Raw genomic sequence first — 18,940 nt, forward strand, 5'->3', positions numbered from 1 at the left:
CTAAGAGTATGAATTGCAAAAACTTTATTGTATCTATATGTGATCATGCTCGGTCTGTATGAAAATCTATAGTTTTTCTTTAAGAAGGGAATTATCAAACGATAAACACGATGCTTGATCATTTCCTTCGGGTCCCATAAATCACAAAAACTAATTCGATAATTCTTACATCACTTATCCAAAAAACAAGGGAATGAATGGGGGAGGTCCAAATGAAAAATTTGTATAGGTAATAATTTTCAAATTCGGGCTCTGTAGAAAACCTCTCTCTTTTTTTAGAGAGTCATATTGTGGATTAGCATTCTGATTTTGATCTCTTTTATCTGGTTGAAATATTTCCTCGATCTGACATTCTCTTTGTATTTCCTTTTAATTACTGAAAATACAGTCTCCACCATATTTCTCTGCCCGTATTTTTCCTGATTGAAATTCTCAATCATTTCCTTCCTGTACTTTCCAGAGTAGATATTTCCATTCCATTTCCTAACAGGAATTATTGATTCAGCTCCAATAACATCTCTGATATATTGATGAATCTTTTCAGAATCATATCCTTTATCCATCGTGAAGCAATCAGTTTTTGTTATTCTGCTGACTTGGTTAATGAGAGATTTTGCATGTTGAGAGTCATGTACCGGTACCTTCGAAAATTTCCATCCCATAATAATTAATTTATCAGAATCAACAGCAATTGAAGCCTTAATAAAACTTTTACGAGTTTTATTGATTCTTTTTGAATAGTAATAACTTGCATATGAACTGGTAAATCCAGTAGAATCTATCGATGTAATCCTGATTTGATTACCCTTCTGGTGTAATCTTCTAATCACATTTTTTAGGATTATACGAAATGTGAGTGAAGGAATTCTTGAAAGAAATTTTTGAAGAGTTGTATAATGAGGTATTTGTTCTAATTGAAGAATATCGGTAATCGTTGTTAAATTAGGGAGTAATTCTATAAAATCTCGATAATCTTTACCTATCTTTTCTTTTAATATGATTAATGTTAGAAGTTGGTGCTGAGTATATTTCTTTTTTGAAAACTTAGAGGATCGAAGGGGTACATGTGAATTATCTATTACTTCAAGGGATGTTTTCACAAAGTTGATGTACCAGTTTTCAGACATTATTTAAGGAACTCCTTTTCTATTTGTGGTTAAATAAAATTGGAGTTCCTGTACGATCGATCTTTCGGTCGCTATTTTCTTAGAGGATTTCTACAAGGCCCAAATTCGATATCTTCTAAATTCATTATTTCTGTAATCATGCCACTGCCAGACAATTCAGGATGGTTTGTGTCGGGATTTCCAAAATTTACTAGAAATACAAATCGTAATTTAAATAGAATGTTTAGGATCTGTAGGCTGTTGTAGGATTTTTATCAACTTGCTGTATATAGATTATATAATCTATTTTTCTCCAATAAGAAATATTTATATATGGTGGAAGGCCACTTCCTTCTGTCAAATCATGATAAAAGCTACCCAATAGTTTTTTTGGGTAAGCGCCGGTAGTGGGGATAACCATCTATTGCCGGAAAATGATGGAGTAGTTAAAATGATTGACAGTGGAGATACGGCGTTTATAATTATCTGTACGGCAATGGTCATGTTGATGACTCCTGGTGTCGGGCTGTTCTATGGAGGAATGGTTCGCAACAAGAGTGTTATATCAATGATCGCACTGGCATTTGTTGCCTTTGCCGTTGTTAGTATTCAGTGGGTGCTCTTCGGGTACTCTCTTGCATTCGGACCTGATATCGGTGGATTCATCGGTGGTCTTGATCACTTTGCACTTAATGGTGTAGGTCTTGATGGTGATGGAATACCTGACATCCTATTCATGGTCTTCCAGTTGGTGTTTGCAGGCCTGACACTTGCAATCCTTACATCCGGAATGGCTGAAAGGGTGAAACTCGGTGCATTTATTGTCTTTGGACTCCTATGGACTACGCTGGTGTACGATCCCCTTGCACACTGGGCCTGGGGTGGAGGCTGGGCTTCACAGCTTGGTGCACTCGATTTCGCAGGCGGAACCGTAGTTCACATCAGTTCAGGTTTCGGTGCCCTTGCTGCAGCACTTATAATCGGTAAGCGTCTTGGATTCGGCCAGGAAACTATGAAGCCGGCAAACATTCCGCTGACGCTTCTGGGCGGTGCTCTGCTATGGTTCGGCTGGTTCGGATTCAACGCAGGCAGTGAACTTGCAGCTGACGGGATTGCAGCAAATGCGTTTGTTGTAACAAACATTGCAGCGGCGACCGGTGCATTGACGTGGATGTTTGCATCCTGGTATCATGGAAAACCCAGCTCACTGGGAATGATCTCGGGAGCAATCGCAGGCCTTGTAGCAATAACACCTGCCGCAGGATTCGTTAATGTGATGGGAGCGATCGCAATAGGTCTTGTTGCCGGATTGCTTTGTTACGGTGCACTTCTGTTCCGTGTCAAGAAGGGACTCGATGAATCGCTTGATGCATGGGCAATCCATGGTGTAGGCGGTTTCTGGGGTGCACTTGCAACAGGTATCTTCTGTGTTGCAACAATAGGAGGGGTGGACGGACTGATCTACGGAAATCCGGAACAGTTTGGAATACAGCTGCTTGACGCAGTGGTTGCAATGGTCTACGCGTTTGTAGTAACATATGTAATTGCCCTGGTTGTCGAGAAGACAATTGGTCTTCGCGTACCTGAAGATGAAGAATATGTGGGCACTGACATTGCCCAGTTTGGAGAATCACTACTGTAAGGGAGTGTGTTAAAATGAAGAAGGTTGAAGCAATAATTCGTCCGGAAAGACTTGACAAGGTATCAGAAGCACTTCTTGAGAGTGGATTTCATGCAATGACTGTGACTGAAGTGAGAGGGCGTGGCAAGCAGAAGGGAATTGCTCTCCAGTTCAGGGGAAAGGAGATCATGGTCGACATGATCCCCAAGGTCAAGATAGAAATCGTTCTTGAGGATGAATTGGTTGACAAGGTTATAGATATAATTCGTACAAATGCCCAGACGGGAAAGAACGGGGACGGCAAGGTCTTCGTTTATGATATCGAGAAGTCTATCGGTGTAAGGGCCGAATAAAGTCCTTCTCTTTTAGAAAGCCAAATTTACATCCTCTTTTTCAACTTTTCCATTTTAAACCGATTCCCCGGATATTTTAGATAATTTTATAATTTATCGGAAGCGTACTTCCTTCTTACATTTATTTGTATGGAGATGAGTATGGAAATTAATGAAATAATGATAAATTCTTCTTTTATTCTCATATGCACTGCAATGGTCATGCTGATGACGCCCGCTGTGGGAATTTTTTACGGTGGTTTGGTCAGGAAAAAAAACCTGATCTCTATGTTGATGCTTTCTTTCATATCCTTTGCACTTGTTACGGTGCAATGGATATTTTTCGGTTATTCCCTGGCATTTGGTCCGGATATCGCCGGTTTTATAGGCGGACTGGATTATGTATTCCTCAACGGTGTTGGTATGGACGGAGAACCTATTCCCGATCTGTTGTTTATGGTATTTCAGCTGGTCTTTGCTGCCATAACACTTGCAATTATTACTTCTGCTGTAGCTGAAAGGGTAAAACTGAGTGCCTTTATTATATTCGGATTGTTGTGGACTACCCTGATATATGATCCGCTTGCACACTGGATGTGGGGCGGGGGCTGGGCGTCACAGATTGGAGCCCTTGATTTCGCCGGAGGAATTGTTGTTCATATCGGTGCAGGCTTCGGGGCACTGGCTCTTGCACTTGCAGTCGGATCAAGGTTCGGATACGGCGATCACAACATGGAGCCCCACAATATTCCTTTGACACTTCTCGGCGGTGCACTTCTCTGGTTCGGCTGGTTCGGGTTCAACGCCGGAAGCGCTCTCGGAGTGAATGAAGTCGCTATAAATGCATTCATCGTAACCAATATCTCTGCATCATGCGGAGCTTTGTCATGGCTTGCAGCTGCCTGGATAAAGGGCAAACCAAGTTCTATGGGTATGATCTCCGGGGCAATTGCAGGTCTCGGGGCAATCACGCCTGCGGCAGGTTTTGTAGGACCGATGGCTGCGGTATGCATAGGAATCGTAGCAGGTCTTGTGTGTTACGGTGCGATGCTGTTAAGGCTTAAGAAAAACTGGGATGAGTCACTTGATGCCTGGGCTATACACGGAGTTGGTGGTCTCTGGGGTACAATTGCGCTGGGTATATTTGCAATTCCTGCAATTGGCGGTGTGGCAGGAATATTTTCAGGAAATTTCGGTCTAATTCAGGTACAGATCATTGCTGCAGTTGCTGCAGTCGTATATGCATTTGCCGGTACGTTCGCCCTTGCAAAAATTGTGGATTCTTTTATCGGTCTCAGGGTATCTGAAGATGAAGAATACGTGGGCCTTGATATAGCCCAGCACGGTGAGACTATATATCCATAAAATCCACTTTTATCTTAATCCTAATTAATTCTGAATTGACTGATGCCTTATGGGTGAGATAAAGGGAGTTCTCCTTGACATAGACGGGGTCCTTTATACCGGGGACGAACCGATCCCCGGAGCTTCTGATGCAATCGGGTTTTTGAAAGATAGCAAAATCCCTTTCAGGTGCATCTCGAACACCACGAGAAAATCAAAGAAATCTATCTCTGAAAAACTGGGAAGTTATGGCTTTGATATTCCGGTGGAGCATATATTTACTCCGGCCTCTGTCGTTGTTTCGATATTGAAGGAAAACAATGTGAAGAATTGTTTTTTGCTTACATGGGGTGATGTACGGCAGGATATCCTGAAAGAAGGTATAACAGAGAGTATACCTGATGCCGGTGCGGTTATTGTTGGAGACGCGGGTGATAATTTTGATTACTCCTCCATGAATCAGGCATTCAGGCTGATTAATGAAGGTGCTGAATTTTATGCCCTTGAAAAAGACAGGTACTGGATGGACAGTGACGGTCTGTCATTATCCGCAGGTCCGTTTGTCCTCGGGCTTGAATACGCCACAGGCAGATCTGCCATTCTTGTAGGGAAACCCTCCCCCTCGTTCTTCACAAAGGCTCTTGAGTCCATGAACGTCACGGCCTCTGGGGCGATCATGGTTGGTGACGATATCAACAGCGATGTGGGCGGGGCTCAGAATATCGGTGTCAGGGGTATGCTTGTCAGAACCGGGAAGTTCAGCGAGGAAAGGCTGAAAAAATCAGAAATTATCCCTTACAGGATTATCGATTCAATTGGTGTTCTCCCGGAGATTATCGGGAACAGTAATTAATGAAATTCCTGACGACCCATTCATTTCTTACCTCTGGATGAAAGAGAACTCCCCACACCGGCATGACAGAATGACGCACGGCCTCCTGGCCTTTGTCCGATTCTGCAAGCACTATGAAATTTTCACCGGGAACCATTCTCATCCCGTGAAGTTTATAGGCCTGAATCGTTCTTTGCTCTCCCAGAACTTCATCTTCTTTAATTATTCTTATCCCGTTCATGCCGGTTTCATATGACTCCGCAAGTTTTGCTCCGTATGCAAGTGCAACGGCCTGCATTCCCGCACAAATTCCCAGGACCGGCAGTTTGGTCTCCTTAATAATACTAAAAAGATGTTCATTTTTCCTGAATTCATTATCATTTAAAGCTGTCCCGCAAAGTATTATCCCGTTGAATTTTTCCTGAAATTTAAGATCTTTTGAGAGATGGTGGACGATCCTGAACTGCTCTCCCGATGACTTTACAATATCTACAATAGGATCGACGAATTCAGGTTTCGATAATGAATCCTCCTTCCAGCAGAGATCGATTATCAGTATCATTTATCCTCCAGGTGAGCTTTCTTTATGATAAAGCGCCCGTTGTAATTTCTGCAGAATGATTCTGATTCGTCAATAACTATTCGCTTGGAAAAGAACGGGGCATCAAGGACAAACGATTCATATTCTCCGCCTTCGCCCGAGAGAGTAATCGCATATTTTTCAGAGAGGATCTTTAATTCGTCTATCATTTCCCTGTCGATCTCTCTTCCCAGCCATCTTTCATCGAACGGATACGAAAAAACCCCTGCGATGATGACATTAAACCCGGAAGATGTGATCTTCTGCATGTACTCTTCCTGGTTTGTATACCAGAGGGGTGAGAAGCAGCAGATATCGAGATCGTGGCAGATCCGCTGTATCCTTGCAGCCTGGTATACGGACATGACCGCCCCGGTGACAATTCCTCCGATGCCGAATCTGTCAACAGCTTCTTCGATCCCTCTCTTCAGGTCCTCCAGTTCGACCTCTTCTTCTCCCGGGGTATCGATCAGTATCTGCGGGATGCCTGCGGCCTCTGCCTGAAGGGTTGAAAGATTCACATTCGGCGTATGAAACATGTAGCTGTGATCGTTTTCCGAGATAATCGAGATCAGGCATGCGACCTCCTCGTGCTGCATCGCCATATAACAGGCAAACGCCGAATCCTTCCCTCCGGAGAACAGAACGCCGAGTTTCATGGTTTATTCATCTTTTGCCCACGGGTTCATCATTGTGTATGAGTCTTCCGAATCAATTGCTATTGTTCCCGATTCCATCGTGAGATCAAGGAGATGACCACCATAATTCCTGTCTTCGCTTATGAAATGCAGGTGAAATCCTTCCGCATTAACTCCGGTCATGTATTCGGGATGATAAAAGCCTATAGCAGTCCCTTTGACATTTGAATTTGGAAATGTCGTCTGTTCATCAGAGATTACTTCTTCAAGCGGTCTGTAAGGATAATCCTGTGCAGGAACACTTCTTGTCAGGGTCTCGCTGAACAGACCGTCGAGCCTGATGGTGCTGATCGTAGCATCCGAGGGCAGTATTTCACTGATGTAGTCCTTGATCTCCGAATAATTCATGGGATGATCTATCTTCACAACCAAATCGGGATTGAAATATGTTATCTCTGCGAAAGGAGTTGTCATTTCGCCGGTGACGGCGTGTACTGTTCCGTCGTTTGCAACGCGATAGGCGAATCCGTCGATAAGTATCATCTCGCCGTCAAGTTTGTCGAAGGTTCCTAGTCCTGTATCACCATGTTCCAGGATCTCTGCATATGATATCGTTCCGTTGTAATTTCCTTTGGATAGCCATTCAAAAGGAGCCGACTGGTATACTGTGTCGGTGATCTCCGTTTCAGCAGGCATTACAGATGCTAATGCCGCATATACGAAAAATACTATCGCGATTGCGGCTCCAAAACCCAGAAGATGCTCTTTTCTCATTTTTCACCCGAGAAGTAGTAACTGTTAATGTCAGCTCCTGTTCAGGAGATATGTCTTTCGTTTCTCTAGTTTCTTTCTGTCTTTCTCCGATTCGGTCTTTTGACCTGTCACAGGATCATACCCGAGATAATACATGGCCGTCGATCTTGTCATCGGGGTGGGAGTGAAGATCTGGGACTGTGCACCTGAAAGCCCGAATCTTTTAAGGAACTCCGAGGTTTCCAGTATTTCCTTCTCTCCTTCTCCCGGGTGACCTGTTATGAGATAAGGAGTGAGTATGCATTTCAGGCCGGATTTTTTCCGTATGCCTGTAAATCTTTTGTAAAAGCCTTCAAAAATTTTCGTGGACGGCTTATTCATAAGTTTGAGGACTTTATCGCTTCCTGATTCTGGTGCGATCTTCATCCTTCCCGAGATATATTTTCCGAGTATCGATTCGATGGCTGAATCATTGAGAATACATTGCTCGTACCTGATCCCTGAATTTATCTGTATCCGTTTGACGTTCCGTATTTTCAGGGCTTCGTCGAGTATCGACAGGTATTCCTTCGTTCCGGGAACAAGATTTTTACATCCTTCACCTGATTTGAGGCAGTCATGAGTTATGCATCCACCGGAGGCACACTTCGATCCGTACATGTTGGCTGTCGGTCCGCCGATATCGGTTATGGTTCCTCTGAAGTTTTTCATTCCGGATATCGCTTTAATCTCTTTCAATATCGAGTCCCTGCTTCTTGATACGATCTCTTTCCCCTGGTGTGCGGATATTGCACAGAACGAGCAGTCCCCGAAACAGCCCCTGTGCGATGTAACCGACGTTTCGATCATATCGAAGGCAGGGATTCGCTGGTATTTCGGATGAGGCCTTCGTTCAAACCTGAGATCATAGATATAGTCAAGCTCTTCCTGTGTTGCTTGTCGTTTAGGCTGCTGGACATAATATCTTGTATCGTATTTCTGGATCAGGACATTCCGGTCGTCATTTTTTTCAAAGAGTCTCCATGCCTCTGCGAATTTATCCTTCGAATCTTCGACCTCTTTGAATGAAGGGAGTATAACGGCGTTTTCAACATTCTCATAATTGCCGGATTTCCTGCATATAATGGCTGTATTAGGAACCCGGATCATTTCCGGGGGGATCCCGTTTTCGAGATTTTGTACAGTTTCAAGAAGAGGATACTCCCCCATTCCGTAGATGAGGATGTCTGCCTTTGAATCGAGAAGTACGGTTCTCCGGATCTTATCTGACCAGAAATCATAATGAGCAATTCTCCTGAGGGATGCCTCGATTCCCCCGATTATTATCGGGACGTCCCTGCATGCGGTTTTAATCTGGTTGCAGTATACTGCTACTGTCCGGTCAGGTCTGATCCTGTATTTTTTTCCTTCCCCTTTTTTGGAAAAATAAGGATTTCCGTCTTCACAGAACCGGTCTTCCTTTCGTGGGATCTTTTTTGCGGTATAGTTTATGACCATGGAGTCGGCCTGTCCTCCGGAGACAGCGAATGCTATCCTGGGGACACCCAGTTCGAGAAAACTCTCAGGGTTCTTCCAGTCCGGTTGCGAGAGGATTCCTACTTTATATCCTTGTTTTTCTAAGAATCTGCCGAGAATAGCCATTGCAAAAGAGGGATGATCAACATATGCGTCAGGAGTCACAATGACGACGTCGCACTGTTCGATCCCCTGTTTCTGCATCTCATGTCTGGAGGTCGGAAGAAACATAATAAAATTGCCTGAACTGCTGTTAGAAGATTGTATTAAAAGAAGAAAAATGTTAAGAAAGATTAAGTATGGGGGATTATTCAAGGAGAATATCGAGAGCTTCGTCCTTGTATGATTCCATAACGTATGGTATTCCAGATACTTCCGAAGCTTCGGGTGTTAATGCCATAAGATCGTTTCTGGAAATTGAATTCAGGCTGAAGTTGCGGCTTCCTGCCATGATCTGCTGCATGCCGGTTCTGAAGCGCTGTGCATAGGTGTATATTCCGACTGCTCCGAGAGGGATCTCGTCGATTCTTCCGTCGTATTTTTCCTTGAGCTCCTGGTAAGAGACGAAGATCTCTTCGATCTTTGTGCCGTACTTGGAAACAGTCTTCGGGAGTTCATCTTTCTCAAGCCATTTCCCGATATTCTTCCCGACCATTCCGGGGATCATGAGTGCACGGCCCATGCAGACTGCCTTGAAGTACGGTGCACCCATGCAGAGGGCCTTGAAAGCGTTTGCCTCGTCTGCAAATCCGCCGGCTATGGCGAGGTCCGGTACGCGGTATCCCTTCTTTTCGAGTTTGGTTGCGAATTCATAAGCAAGCGACTGGAGGTAGAATGTCGGAATACCCCATTCGTTCATCATAGGCCATGGGCTCATTCCCGTTCCGCCCGGTGCGCCGTCGATCGTGAGGAGATCGATCTTTGCCTCTGATGAAAAGCGGATTGCCATTGCAAGTTCCTTCATCGAATATGCGCCGGTCTTGAGAGTAATTCTCTTGAAACCGATATCGCGGAGGCGGTCGACTTCTTCGAGGAATCCTTCTTTTGTTACGAATCCAAGGCGGGAGTGGCGCTCAAACTCTTTGATTGCCCCATCCTCAAAGGCCTTCTGGATATCGTGGCGTGTCGGGTCGGGAAGAACTATATATCCACGCTCTTTGAGTTCAGTTGCTCTTGATAGTGAACGGACCTTGATCTCGCCGCCGATGCACTTTGCTCCCTGTCCCCACTTGAGTTCAAGAGTTTCAAGGTTGTGCTTGCTAGAGACATATTCGGCGGTTCCGAGCCTGGTGTCCTCGACGTTCATCTGGACAAGGATCTCTCCGTAACCTTCGTGGAATTTCTTGTAGGTCTCGATTCTCCTGTCCATTTCGGGTGATTCAATAACCTTGCCCTTGTTGTCACGTTTAAGATCAGGGTCAACACCGCATACGTTTTCACCGCATACGAGTGTAATTCCCGATATTGCGGCGCCTACTGCAAAGTGCTCCCAGTTTATGCGGGCAATATCGGTCGATCCGAGTGCACCCGTAAAGATCGGGACTCTCATCGGTACTTTGATGTCCCATCCGTATTCGGTTTCAGTGTTGACATCTTCAAAAACTGCAGTGTCAGGATCTGCACTGACTCCTTCCGGCAGCCCGTGGGCACCCACTGCATATCCGTGTATGTTAAGATGTGAATAATCGATTGGGTAGTCTTTATCCGCTCCTGCGGTTACTTCGCCGAAGGGTCCCGGGTACAGTACCTCACGACCCCTGAAAGAGGACAGCCAGATGTCACAGTTGCCTTTGCATCCGTCAACACATCTCGAGCACATGCCCGACATAGGTACAACATTTCTTGAACGGTTCGATGTGTGTACAGCTTCATTTGAATTCGGTGTCTTTAGATTCGCCATAGTTTACCTCTGGATTTTCGTATAGCAGGAATATAACCTCTGAATTACAACTAAACCTGCGATAAGTATACCTTAAACTTTCAGGATTTCAAGTTTTCCCTGAAAAAAGCATGTTTTAGCATGCACCATCACTCATGCTTTACACGAGTGCATACAAACATCTTCTTTCTGACGCTTATAATATTTTCTATATAGTTTATTGTAATGTAAAAATTGCAAAATATATTTCTATAGTTGGTGGGAAAACAAAAAAATTAGTAGAATTTAATTCCTACGTCTTTCATATTGTTGTATTTCGCGATATTAAGTATCAGTGGGGTGATGCTCTCGATGATAGAAGAAGACTCAAGAGGGCCTGCATCATATGCGGTAAGTTCCGATACTTCTTCTACAAGGCCCATAACGATCTTCTTTGATGCAAGATCATCGCCGCATACTGCGACTGAATAATCCAGAACTTCATCGAGTTTCTTCCATTTTTGTGCAGATATATTGTTGAACGCTCCTACGATCTTTGCACTCTCAGGAAGCATTTTTTTAATTGCAAGTGCCGCCGAGCCTTCCTCCGGTGGGTCATAGTAGAAATGATCTGTTTTTCCAATCGGGTTAACCGGAGTGACTACTATCTTATCTTCAAATCCTGTCAGGGATTTTATCGTTGATTCAAGGTGCCTGTAATTGACGGATATGACAACGATATCGCCCATGTCGACAGCATCCTGGTTGGTTACTCCCTGGCAGTGGGCGCTTATACCCTTTTCCGAAAGGGCTTTGATCATGCATTCGCTTGTCTCGCACGCCTTGTCCTTGTCGCGTGAGCCGATGTAGATCTCATGATTCTGCGAAAGGCGATGCGCAAGACCCTCACCAATGTCGCCCGTACCTCCGATAATGCCAATCTTCATGATAATACCTGAATATGGTTGTATTTGAGAATATGATAATATTTCTCTATTTAACCGGGAACAGTGATTGTTATCGGAGTTTGGCGAAAAAATCCCTGTGAAATTCTGAGATGAAAAAAATTAATTATCGATTTGTTTAAGAATATTTTCCATTACTTCATCGACATGCTGCCATGTGACTTTGTTCTGTTCGCTCCCGTCTCTTTTGAGAATAAACGGCTTCCCTTCGTCACCTGCGATCCTCATATCAGGATCGATCGGGATGCTCCCGAGGTATGGAACGTTGAGCTCTTTTGCAGCTTTTTCTCCGCCGCCTCTTCCGAAGAGATCGATTACATCGCCGCAGTGGGGGCAGACCAGTCCGCTCATATTCTCGATTATTCCGAGAACCTTCAGTCCGAGTTTTTCAATGAACTTGACGGACTTTGACGAGTCGAGAATTGCGACATCCTGTGGTGTTGTCACTATAACGGCACCTGCAATATTCGGGGCAAGCTGGGCGACTGAAAGTGCTTCATCCCCGGTTCCCGGGGGAAGGTCCACTACCAGATAGTCAAGTTCTCCCCAGTTGACATCTTCAAGAAACTGCTTTATGGCAGTATTCTTCATAGCGCCCCTCCAGACGACCGGGCTTGATGTATCGGGCAGGAGGAATGCCATCGAAACTACACCCAGCTTCCCTGAAACTTTCACCGGTTCTATGGTCTTTCCGTCGTATGATCCGAGCTTCTGGTCCTCGATTCCGAGCATTTTCGGGATATTGGGGCCATGAATATCCAAGTCGGCAAGGCCGGTGTTGTATCCCTTGTTCGAAAGCGCCATCGCAAGATTCGTTGCTACAGTACTCTTTCCGACTCCTCCCTTCCCGCTCAGGACAAGAATAACGTTCTTTACGTTCATCTGGACTTTGGACTGAATTCCTGAAGCCGCTTTCTGGGGATCATTGCAGTTTGCTGCAGAAGGACATGATGAACACTGTCCGTCGCATGATGACTCTTCTTTATTCTCTGTCATTATATTTCCACTCCATATGTCAGAATAATGAATGTTTTTATTCAGAATCCATAAAGCTATCAATTTTGCCAGATGTTTCAATTATTTTTGAATTTACGGCAGAATAATATTTTGTATTTATTTCACTCACGTTTCATGCAATTTCTGTTGTTCAAAGGATCAAAATTAAAGGAAATCACACTTTTTACAGTGATGTAATTTGTATTTTATAATTTTAGAATTGCAGGTATTTTTAATTTAAAGAGGTTCTATTTCGGCTTTCTGGTAATCTGGTTAACTTTCTGGACGCACCGGCATATATCACAAATTGTAACTGAACCTTCGCCTGTTATCACTCCGTCAGCCCACGACTCGATAATGTCATCTAAGTCCATACTAATATAGATCTCTCCGGACCCGCGCTTTCTGCTCATGTACTGGGACACTGCTGCCCTGGATATGCCCATCCATTTTGCCACCTTTGCCTGGGATATGCCTTTTTCTTCGACGAGGCGGCAGACAAGTTCTGCACGGAGTTGCGGAAGATAATTTCTAACCACCTCGTCACAGGTCATTATATCACATGGGGGCAGGTTCATACCGTAGCCACATCCGGAGAATCTCCAAGTTCTGGCACTTCTTTCTTCTGGTAAAGAACCTGCCTTGCGTCACGGAAGTTGAACTTCTCGATGATAAGGCCCTTCTCCTTTAAGCGCTTCAATGCATAGCGTATAGTACGGGGTGCTATGTCGGCTTCGTTTGTCATGTCCTTAAACGTTCGCGGCTTTCCGTCATCAAGGAGTCTCATCAGGATCCTTGCGGAAGGCGGAAGCCCTGTTTTGTTCACAGCGTTAACAACTACCATGATACATAGTTAACGCTGTTAACATATATAATTTTCGTAGATCCGGGAAGTTATTAAATTAATCAAATTAACAAATTCAAAAAAATAACCACGAATTTCTAATTATTATTCCCCTGTGTAATACTGAATAATTCCTTTATACACTTCTACGGACTTTTTTAATTCTTCAATTGAAACCGCTTCGTTTACACCGTGCAGCGTATTAATCTCGCCGGGTCCGTATTCTATGACATTGAATCCGTTTTTCCTTAAAAATCTCGCATCCGTAGCCGCCCATTGTACAAAAGGAGACGGGGTATCTTTGTATACCTTTTGAATATTCTCAAGAGCTATCCTGACAATATCGGAATTTTCATCCGTATACGTCGGCCATGAGAATTCTTTTGCCGTTATCCTGTCACTGGTGCATATCGAACCCAGCTCTTCCAGAAGTTCCTCCGGACTGCATCCCCATGGGATTCTCATTTCAAGTTCGAGACAGCATTTCTGTGCAACGATATTCACCCTCTCTCCGCCCCTGATAATTCCGGGGTTGTACGTTACTTTCTTCAAAATGTTTTCAACTGAACTAATGCCTGTCGCTTTCCCGATAATTTTCCCGGATTCTTTAATAATACAATCGAATTCTTCTGAAACCGGGTATGTCCTCCTGTTTATTTCTCTTACATGACAGACGAATTCAAGTGCTTTTTCTATCGAACTGACTCCCACTTCCGGGTAAAGAGAACCATGTCCCGGCTCTCCGTTGAACTCGATCCTCATTCTCAGGATTCCTTTCTGTCCTATGGATGGATGAAGAGAGGGCGTGCATTCTGCAATGAGACAATCGCAGGGCTGTAAAAGACCTTCCCTGATCAGGTGTCTGGTCCCGGACGGTCCGCCGGACTCTTCGTCACAGACGAAACAAAGGTTGGCAGGGATATCCCGGTTTTCTAACCACTTATCAATAAATGCCGTTATTATTGCAGCACAACCGCCCTTCATATCCGCTGTACCGCGCCCGAAGATGTACCCGTCGACGATCTTACCGGAGAAGGGATCATATTCCCACCCGTCGGGCATGGCAGGAACCACATCGACATGGCCTAAGAGCAGGAGCGGACGATTTTGGAGAACTGTCTGAATGTTGCTTTTTCCACCTGGAAGATCGGTTCTCAGAAACGGAATATCAAAATTTTCAAAAATGTTTTGTATGTAATCAATAACTGCCGATGTATCGCCCGGAGGGTTTTCACTATCAATCCTTACAAGCTCCGAACATAATTTCACAACATCGGGTCTTTCGTTCATCTCTTCGTCGCCATGAATTCATTGAAGAGTTGATCGAGCGAGGCGCCTTTGTAGATACTCTTGATGAAATCTTTCGAGAAGAACTCCTCGATCCAGACAAGGAACTGGTTTGTGGTCGTGGGCTGGTTGCTGCCCGGATCGATTGAGATCCTGAAACTCCTGTATCCTGCAGGAGTCGAGTTGTCGTAGATCTCTCTCCACAGCGAAGGGAGTGAGCTAAACTTTTCAGGATGATTCTCTTTCAGCCAGTTGATAAATTCAGGGAAAAATGCCCTGTCTCCTTTCTTCTCCTCATCGATTCTCCACCTGAGATATTCCATATTCATCTTGTTTCTGACATTGTGGTAATTATATGCCAGGATGCAGACCGAGAAATCGATATGTGCTATTGCATCTATGAAGTAGAAGTATAGTACCTGGTTGAAGTCCCCGACGGATTCAAGGACAAGAGATTTGCTGTATAAAACATCCAGAACATGGTGGTATTCATTCTTTTCAAGAAGCATATCTACCAGTTGGATTACAATTCAAAAATATTTTTGCAAATGAGCATTCTATTTGAAGAAAGGTTCCCTCGCATCGACTGCGGCCCTGAAGAGGTCTTCCATCTCCCTGCCGCGTTTTCCCCTTATGTCGATGTGATTGTCGTTCCTGAGAAGGCACGGTTTCAGGAAACCGTCCGACGTGATCCTGAGCCGGTTGCAGTGAGAGCAGAATTCATTGTTATGCATCGGTTTTACAATCTCTATCTCGGCCCCTTCGAGACAGTATTTCTTCCGGTGGTGCATCCTTCTTGTAATTATGGTTTTGGACCGGGCTTTAAGATCCTCCTCAAGCTTATTGATGTCAAATCCTTTGCATTCGCCACTGCTGAAATCCATCAGTTCTATAAACTGCAGTATCAGGTTTTCTTTTGTTTTTGCGAATTCTATGAAGTCTTCGATCTCGCTGTCGTTTATCCCGTTAAGCATCACGACATTAAGTTTTACTGGGGTAAGGCCCTCTTTCAGTGCCGCATCTATACCTGCCAGGACTTTGTCAAGAGAGTCCACGCCGCTTATCTCTTTATAGCGCTCCCTGTTCAGACTGTCTATGCTTACATTGACTCTTGACAGGCCAGCTTGTTTTAGTTCATGTGCACAATCCGCAAGAAGAGTGCCGTTTGTTGTAAGTGAAGACTGCATGCTTTCAGGGATCATGGAGATGATCTCGCAGATATCCTTCCTGAGAAGCGGTTCTCCGCCGGTCAGCTTCACGCTGTTTATATTGAAGAGCTCCGCAACACTGAAGATCTCGCGAAGGTCCTCTTTCGAGATCTCCCCGCCGGATTTTTTTTCTCCTTCCCTGTGGCAGTATGAACATTTCAGGTTGCACTTAGGAGTAAGGCTTATCCTGAGATTGGTAACCGGCCTGTTGTAGCGATCAATCAGGTGCTCCATGGTATCCTCTAAAATTTTTTGCGATGATATATGTCTCCGTGCTCCCCCTGCGTGACGCTGTCGTCCTGTAGACCTTCACGGAGTAGAAAGACTCCCTGATATCGTTCAGCAGTTCCGAAAACATCTCCCCCTGGAAGGATTTGATGACAAAGTTCCCGCCGGGCTTAAGGACCCTGCGGGCGAACTCGAATGCTTCATGATTGAGTCCTATTGCTCTTGCCTGATCGTATGATTTGCTTCCGGAAAGTTTGGGAGATGCGTCGCATACCACTACATTCACCTCGTGAATATGCGAAATGATCTTTTCCTGTATTTTTTCAGTTGTGAAATCTCCCGTTATCTGTATTGTATTCTCTATTGGGGCGATTGGATTCAGATCGACGCCTACAATAGCTCCTGAGGTCATATCGCGCAGCACCTGCATCCAGCTTCCAGGCGCAGCACCCAGATCGACGATATTGTCGTCATCCCTGATTATGCCGAACCGCTTCTGGATATCGAGAAGCTTATACGCAGCCCTTGAACGATAGCCTTCGGATCTGGATTTATTGTAATATTTGTCCTTTCCCCACTGAGATCCCATAATTCTCCTGATTAAAGTATAATTTAAATTTTGTCAGCACTTCATATAAATCATTCAATATGTGCATAATGAAAGTGCATGGCATATCACCATACTTTTTTCATCATTTTTTCATATCGAATCCGATCTTTTACATGAAAACCAATCAAAATATATTTCTCTTCTCTGCCTAATTTAAGAATAATATAATAAATGTACGGATAAACACTATATGTTTAATCTTAACATTCAGGATTACGGGGTATAATATGTTAAAAGCAGCAATTAACACAGGTATCTTTAAGGAATTAATAGATGTAATGGCCGCAATGGTTACTGAATGCCGCATGCACGTCAGCTCTGAAGGCTTCAAGATGCGTGCCGTAGACACGGCCAACGTTGCAATGGTATCTCTCGAACTCTCGTCCAATGCATTTACTTCTTACAATGCCACTGAGAACGAGATCGGGGTCGACATCAATAAGATGAAGAATATCGTTGCGATGATGGAAAGAGACGAGATCCTTTCTCTTGAACTTCCTGAAGGAGGCCACAAGATGGAGATGTCTTTTTCGGGTTATAAATATTCCATTGCGCTTCTGGATGTGAATACGGTACGCAAGGATCCCAACCCTCCGTCGATAAGTCTTCCGGGAAAGGTCGTAATATCGGGTACGGCGCTTAACAATTCGATCAAAGCGGCCGCACTTGTCTCGGACAAGATCGCCTTCGGCATCAATCCCGACAAGGGAGTCTTCTATATGGAGGCAGATGGGGATATGGACCACATCTATTATGAGCTTGCAAAAGAGGACCTTGTCTCGTTTATCCCGGCGGAGGCAAGATCTCTGTTCTCACTGGATTACCTGAAAGACCTTGGAAGGGTTATGGGCAAATCCGATCAGGTAGAGATTCATATAGGTGTGGATCACCCTGTAAAATTCGTATTCAGCATCGCAGACGGAAAAGGGCATGTAGAATATCTTCTTGCGCCGCGTATTGAAGCTGACTGAAGATGCCGGTTGAGCTCGACAAGAAAGACCTTGCAAAATATCCTTTTTTAAAAGAAGCCCAGAAACTTGTCGGCGAAAGTGGTTACTCTATCGATTCTCTTATCGGTAAGAAATCCTTCATTGTCAAAAAAGGCGCTGAAAGGGTTGAGAAAGCAATAAAATTCGATTACAACTTCGATGATGTCCGGCTCGATATGGCCGAGTGGGAGATCCTGTCATATGCATTCGCAAGGATCCTGATCTCCTGCCTGAGTGAAAGAAATCTTATCGGCCGTTTATGCCGCTATGAATCTGAAAGGGCCTCTTTTTTTCTCCAGGCTGAAGTGCCGGATAAAAAAAACTACATAGCCTCTGTAGTCGGCCTTAATCCTGATGAGAACCGGATCCCTGTCATCGATTATATCGGCCTCTGCACGGCTCTGCACGATTCGAAATGGAGGCTGATAAACAGGGATGTTGGCTCAGGTTTTGTAAAGATCGATAAGAGCGAGTATGATGAACTGATAAAAGAGCGAATCAGGACGATGCTCGAGGATCAACTCCCCCTCAAGGTGGGTGAAGAGATCTGCGTCATGCTCAAATCCCTTACCGACGAACTTTCCGCAGGTTACCAGGAGATGCTCCTGGAGCAGTTCGGGGAGGTGGATGAAGACTCTTTCCCCCCGTGCATGAAAGCCATAATCAATGCAGTTACCGAAGGAACGAATATCCCTCATACCGCCCGCTTCTCACTCACGGCATTCATGCATGTAATCGGTATGGACAGCACCCAGATCGTTGAGGTCTATACACGCGCTCCTGATTTCGATGTGGAAAAAACGATGTACCAGGTCGAGCATATCTCAGGTAGCGGAGGAACCGAGTATACACCCCCGTCATGCCCGACTATGAAGACGTACGGATTATGCGTAAACAGGGATTCGTACTGCAAAAATATCAGCCATCCATTGTCATATTACAGGGCAAGAAAGAAGGCCCTGAAGAACAGTCCTGCATATAATGAGGAAAAACCTCAAAGCAGTCAAAATAAAGAAGAAAATTCCTGATCTTTTATTGAGCCTTATAGGTATTGCTGATTAAATATCCGCCTGCGCTCATGCATGCCATGAATAATATTAGTGCGAGAAGTGTTGCATATCCTGCCGGTAAAACCATCGGAAGGGCAAATACCGCAAGTATTAACACGATAAGGCTTGCTGCAGCAACAGATACATCCAGTACGACCGAATTCATGAATACATATTGGTAAATT

22 protein-coding genes are annotated in these 18,940 nt (G+C 44.5%); 6 read left to right on the forward strand and 16 right to left on the reverse strand.

Annotation, left to right across the window (positions count from 1 at the left end):
- Nucleotides 1-275 precede the first annotated feature (275 nt).
- Nucleotides 276-1,127, reverse strand: a complete 852-nt coding sequence (locus MPET_RS06415) for an IS5 family transposase (RefSeq protein WP_013328226.1) — start codon at nt 1,125-1,127, stop codon at nt 276-278.
- A gap of 223 nt (nt 1,128-1,350) precedes the next feature.
- Complete coding sequence (locus MPET_RS15315) at nt 1,351-1,527, reverse strand: hypothetical protein (protein ID WP_187287590.1); 177 nt, start codon at nt 1,525-1,527, stop codon at nt 1,351-1,353.
- 30 nt (nt 1,528-1,557) lie between these two features.
- Here MPET_RS15315 and MPET_RS06420 point away from each other — a divergent pair, with 30 nt between their 5' ends.
- From MPET_RS06420 to MPET_RS06435, 4 genes are all read left to right on the forward strand, one after another.
- Nucleotides 1,558-2,748 (forward strand): ammonium transporter, encoded by a 1,191-nt coding sequence (locus tag MPET_RS06420; RefSeq protein WP_013329202.1) that lies wholly within the window; start codon nt 1,558-1,560, stop codon nt 2,746-2,748.
- A gap of 14 nt (nt 2,749-2,762) precedes the next feature.
- Nucleotides 2,763-3,080: a P-II family nitrogen regulator gene (locus tag MPET_RS06425; RefSeq protein WP_013329203.1), complete on the forward strand. Its 318-nt coding sequence runs from the start codon at nt 2,763-2,765 to the stop codon at nt 3,078-3,080.
- A 141-nt stretch (nt 3,081-3,221) separates the two neighbouring features.
- Nucleotides 3,222-4,424, forward strand: a complete 1,203-nt coding sequence (locus tag MPET_RS06430; protein WP_013329204.1) for an ammonium transporter — start codon at nt 3,222-3,224, stop codon at nt 4,422-4,424.
- A gap of 49 nt (nt 4,425-4,473) precedes the next feature.
- A complete protein-coding gene (locus MPET_RS06435; protein ID WP_013329205.1) occupies nt 4,474-5,256 on the forward strand; it encodes a TIGR01458 family HAD-type hydrolase in 783 nt (260 codons plus the stop codon).
- Here the strand turns inward: MPET_RS06435 and MPET_RS06440 are convergent.
- The 13 genes from MPET_RS06440 to MPET_RS06500 form a co-directional block, all read right to left on the reverse strand.
- The gene (locus MPET_RS06440) at nt 5,237-5,797 is read right to left on the reverse strand and encodes a glutamine amidotransferase-related protein (protein WP_013329206.1); all 561 of its coding nucleotides are present in this window, start codon (nt 5,795-5,797) and stop codon (nt 5,237-5,239) included. The genes MPET_RS06435 and MPET_RS06440 overlap by 20 nt on opposite strands.
- Nucleotides 5,794-6,474 carry a diphthine--ammonia ligase gene (locus tag MPET_RS06445; protein ID WP_013329207.1) on the reverse strand — a complete coding sequence of 227 codons (681 nt, stop codon included), beginning with the start codon at nt 6,472-6,474 and terminating at the stop codon, nt 5,794-5,796. The genes MPET_RS06440 and MPET_RS06445 overlap by 4 nt, the downstream gene beginning before the upstream one ends.
- Before the next feature lie 3 nt (nt 6,475-6,477).
- Entirely contained in the window at nt 6,478-7,227 is a 750-nt protein-coding gene (gene budA, locus MPET_RS06450) for an acetolactate decarboxylase (protein WP_013329208.1), read from the reverse strand.
- Nucleotides 7,228-7,257: 30 nt separating this feature from the next.
- Nucleotides 7,258-8,952 carry a YgiQ family radical SAM protein gene (locus MPET_RS06455; protein ID WP_013329209.1) on the reverse strand — a complete coding sequence of 565 codons (1,695 nt, stop codon included), beginning with the start codon at nt 8,950-8,952 and terminating at the stop codon, nt 7,258-7,260.
- 76 nt (nt 8,953-9,028) lie between these two features.
- Entirely contained in the window at nt 9,029-10,621 is a 1,593-nt protein-coding gene (locus MPET_RS06460; RefSeq protein WP_013329210.1) for an FMN-binding glutamate synthase family protein, read from the reverse strand.
- A gap of 254 nt (nt 10,622-10,875) precedes the next feature.
- The gene (gene npdG / locus MPET_RS06465; protein ID WP_013329211.1) at nt 10,876-11,526 is read right to left on the reverse strand and encodes an NADPH-dependent F420 reductase; all 651 of its coding nucleotides are present in this window, start codon (nt 11,524-11,526) and stop codon (nt 10,876-10,878) included.
- Between the two features lie 120 nt (nt 11,527-11,646).
- On the reverse strand, nt 11,647-12,540 hold the full coding sequence (locus MPET_RS06470; protein WP_013329212.1) for an Mrp/NBP35 family ATP-binding protein: 894 nt from the start codon (nt 12,538-12,540) through the stop codon (nt 11,647-11,649).
- A 248-nt stretch (nt 12,541-12,788) separates the two neighbouring features.
- Nucleotides 12,789-13,094, reverse strand: a complete 306-nt coding sequence (locus MPET_RS06475; RefSeq protein ID WP_225353857.1) for a transcriptional regulator — start codon at nt 13,092-13,094, stop codon at nt 12,789-12,791.
- A gap of 20 nt (nt 13,095-13,114) precedes the next feature.
- On the reverse strand, nt 13,115-13,384 hold the full coding sequence (locus tag MPET_RS06480) for a winged helix-turn-helix domain-containing protein (protein WP_013329214.1): 270 nt from the start codon (nt 13,382-13,384) through the stop codon (nt 13,115-13,117).
- 105 nt (nt 13,385-13,489) lie between these two features.
- On the reverse strand, nt 13,490-14,674 hold the full coding sequence (locus MPET_RS06485) for an ArgE/DapE family deacylase (RefSeq protein ID WP_013329215.1): 1,185 nt from the start codon (nt 14,672-14,674) through the stop codon (nt 13,490-13,492).
- Nucleotides 14,671-15,180: a hypothetical protein gene (locus MPET_RS06490; RefSeq protein ID WP_013329216.1), complete on the reverse strand. Its 510-nt coding sequence runs from the start codon at nt 15,178-15,180 to the stop codon at nt 14,671-14,673. The genes MPET_RS06485 and MPET_RS06490 overlap by 4 nt, the downstream gene beginning before the upstream one ends.
- A gap of 48 nt (nt 15,181-15,228) precedes the next feature.
- Nucleotides 15,229-16,113, reverse strand: a complete 885-nt coding sequence (moaA, locus tag MPET_RS06495) for a GTP 3',8-cyclase MoaA (RefSeq protein ID WP_013329217.1) — start codon at nt 16,111-16,113, stop codon at nt 15,229-15,231.
- Nucleotides 16,097-16,696, reverse strand: coding sequence for an RlmE family RNA methyltransferase (locus MPET_RS06500; protein WP_013329218.1), 600 nt, complete (start codon nt 16,694-16,696; stop codon nt 16,097-16,099). The genes moaA and MPET_RS06500 overlap by 17 nt, the downstream gene beginning before the upstream one ends.
- Nucleotides 16,697-16,944: 248 nt before the next feature.
- Between MPET_RS06500 and MPET_RS06505 the strand changes: the two genes are divergently transcribed.
- Nucleotides 16,945-17,688, forward strand: a complete 744-nt coding sequence (locus MPET_RS06505) for a DNA polymerase sliding clamp (RefSeq protein ID WP_013329219.1) — start codon at nt 16,945-16,947, stop codon at nt 17,686-17,688.
- Nucleotides 17,689-17,690: 2 nt separating this feature from the next.
- A complete protein-coding gene (locus MPET_RS06510) occupies nt 17,691-18,734 on the forward strand; it encodes a DNA primase large subunit PriL (RefSeq protein WP_013329220.1) in 1,044 nt (347 codons plus the stop codon).
- Between the two features lie 4 nt (nt 18,735-18,738).
- Here the strand turns inward: MPET_RS06510 and MPET_RS06515 are convergent, their stop codons facing one another.
- The gene (locus tag MPET_RS06515) at nt 18,739-18,921 is read right to left on the reverse strand and encodes a hypothetical protein (protein WP_013329221.1); all 183 of its coding nucleotides are present in this window, start codon (nt 18,919-18,921) and stop codon (nt 18,739-18,741) included.
- Nucleotides 18,922-18,940 lie beyond the last annotated feature (19 nt).

Source organism: Methanolacinia petrolearia DSM 11571 (genome assembly GCF_000147875.1).
Classification (GTDB): Archaea; Halobacteriota; Methanomicrobia; order Methanomicrobiales; family Methanomicrobiaceae; genus Methanolacinia; species Methanolacinia petrolearia.

Excerpts from the sequence above, each read along its gene's own strand:
- MPET_RS06415 (WP_013328226.1), bottom strand. The coding sequence starts at position 1,127 with ATGTCTGAAAACTGGTACATCAACTTTGTGAAAACATCCCTTGAAGTA.
- MPET_RS15315 (WP_187287590.1), bottom strand. The coding sequence starts at position 1,527 with ATGGTTATCCCCACTACCGGCGCTTACCCAAAAAAACTATTGGGTAGC.
- MPET_RS06420 (WP_013329202.1), top strand. The coding sequence starts at position 1,558 with ATGATTGACAGTGGAGATACGGCGTTTATAATTATCTGTACGGCAATG.
- MPET_RS06425 (WP_013329203.1), top strand. The coding sequence starts at position 2,763 with ATGAAGAAGGTTGAAGCAATAATTCGTCCGGAAAGACTTGACAAGGTA.
- MPET_RS06430 (WP_013329204.1), top strand. The coding sequence starts at position 3,222 with ATGGAAATTAATGAAATAATGATAAATTCTTCTTTTATTCTCATATGC.
- MPET_RS06435 (WP_013329205.1), top strand. The coding sequence starts at position 4,474 with ATGGGTGAGATAAAGGGAGTTCTCCTTGACATAGACGGGGTCCTTTAT.
- MPET_RS06440 (WP_013329206.1), bottom strand. The coding sequence starts at position 5,797 with ATGATACTGATAATCGATCTCTGCTGGAAGGAGGATTCATTATCGAAA.
- MPET_RS06445 (WP_013329207.1), bottom strand. The coding sequence starts at position 6,474 with ATGAAACTCGGCGTTCTGTTCTCCGGAGGGAAGGATTCGGCGTTTGCC.
- budA (WP_013329208.1), bottom strand. The coding sequence starts at position 7,227 with ATGAGAAAAGAGCATCTTCTGGGTTTTGGAGCCGCAATCGCGATAGTA.
- MPET_RS06455 (WP_013329209.1), bottom strand. The coding sequence starts at position 8,952 with ATGTTTCTTCCGACCTCCAGACATGAGATGCAGAAACAGGGGATCGAA.
- MPET_RS06460 (WP_013329210.1), bottom strand. The coding sequence starts at position 10,621 with ATGGCGAATCTAAAGACACCGAATTCAAATGAAGCTGTACACACATCG.
- npdG (WP_013329211.1), bottom strand. The coding sequence starts at position 11,526 with ATGAAGATTGGCATTATCGGAGGTACGGGCGACATTGGTGAGGGTCTT.
- MPET_RS06470 (WP_013329212.1), bottom strand. The coding sequence starts at position 12,540 with ATGACAGAGAATAAAGAAGAGTCATCATGCGACGGACAGTGTTCATCA.
- MPET_RS06475 (WP_225353857.1), bottom strand. The coding sequence starts at position 13,094 with ATGACCTGTGACGAGGTGGTTAGAAATTATCTTCCGCAACTCCGTGCA.
- MPET_RS06480 (WP_013329214.1), bottom strand. The coding sequence starts at position 13,384 with ATGGTAGTTGTTAACGCTGTGAACAAAACAGGGCTTCCGCCTTCCGCA.
- MPET_RS06485 (WP_013329215.1), bottom strand. The coding sequence starts at position 14,674 with ATGAACGAAAGACCCGATGTTGTGAAATTATGTTCGGAGCTTGTAAGG.
- MPET_RS06490 (WP_013329216.1), bottom strand. The coding sequence starts at position 15,180 with ATGCTTCTTGAAAAGAATGAATACCACCATGTTCTGGATGTTTTATAC.
- moaA (WP_013329217.1), bottom strand. The coding sequence starts at position 16,113 with ATGGAGCACCTGATTGATCGCTACAACAGGCCGGTTACCAATCTCAGG.
- MPET_RS06500 (WP_013329218.1), bottom strand. The coding sequence starts at position 16,696 with ATGGGATCTCAGTGGGGAAAGGACAAATATTACAATAAATCCAGATCC.
- MPET_RS06505 (WP_013329219.1), top strand. The coding sequence starts at position 16,945 with ATGTTAAAAGCAGCAATTAACACAGGTATCTTTAAGGAATTAATAGAT.
- MPET_RS06510 (WP_013329220.1), top strand. The coding sequence starts at position 17,691 with ATGCCGGTTGAGCTCGACAAGAAAGACCTTGCAAAATATCCTTTTTTA.
- MPET_RS06515 (WP_013329221.1), bottom strand. The coding sequence starts at position 18,921 with ATGAATTCGGTCGTACTGGATGTATCTGTTGCTGCAGCAAGCCTTATC.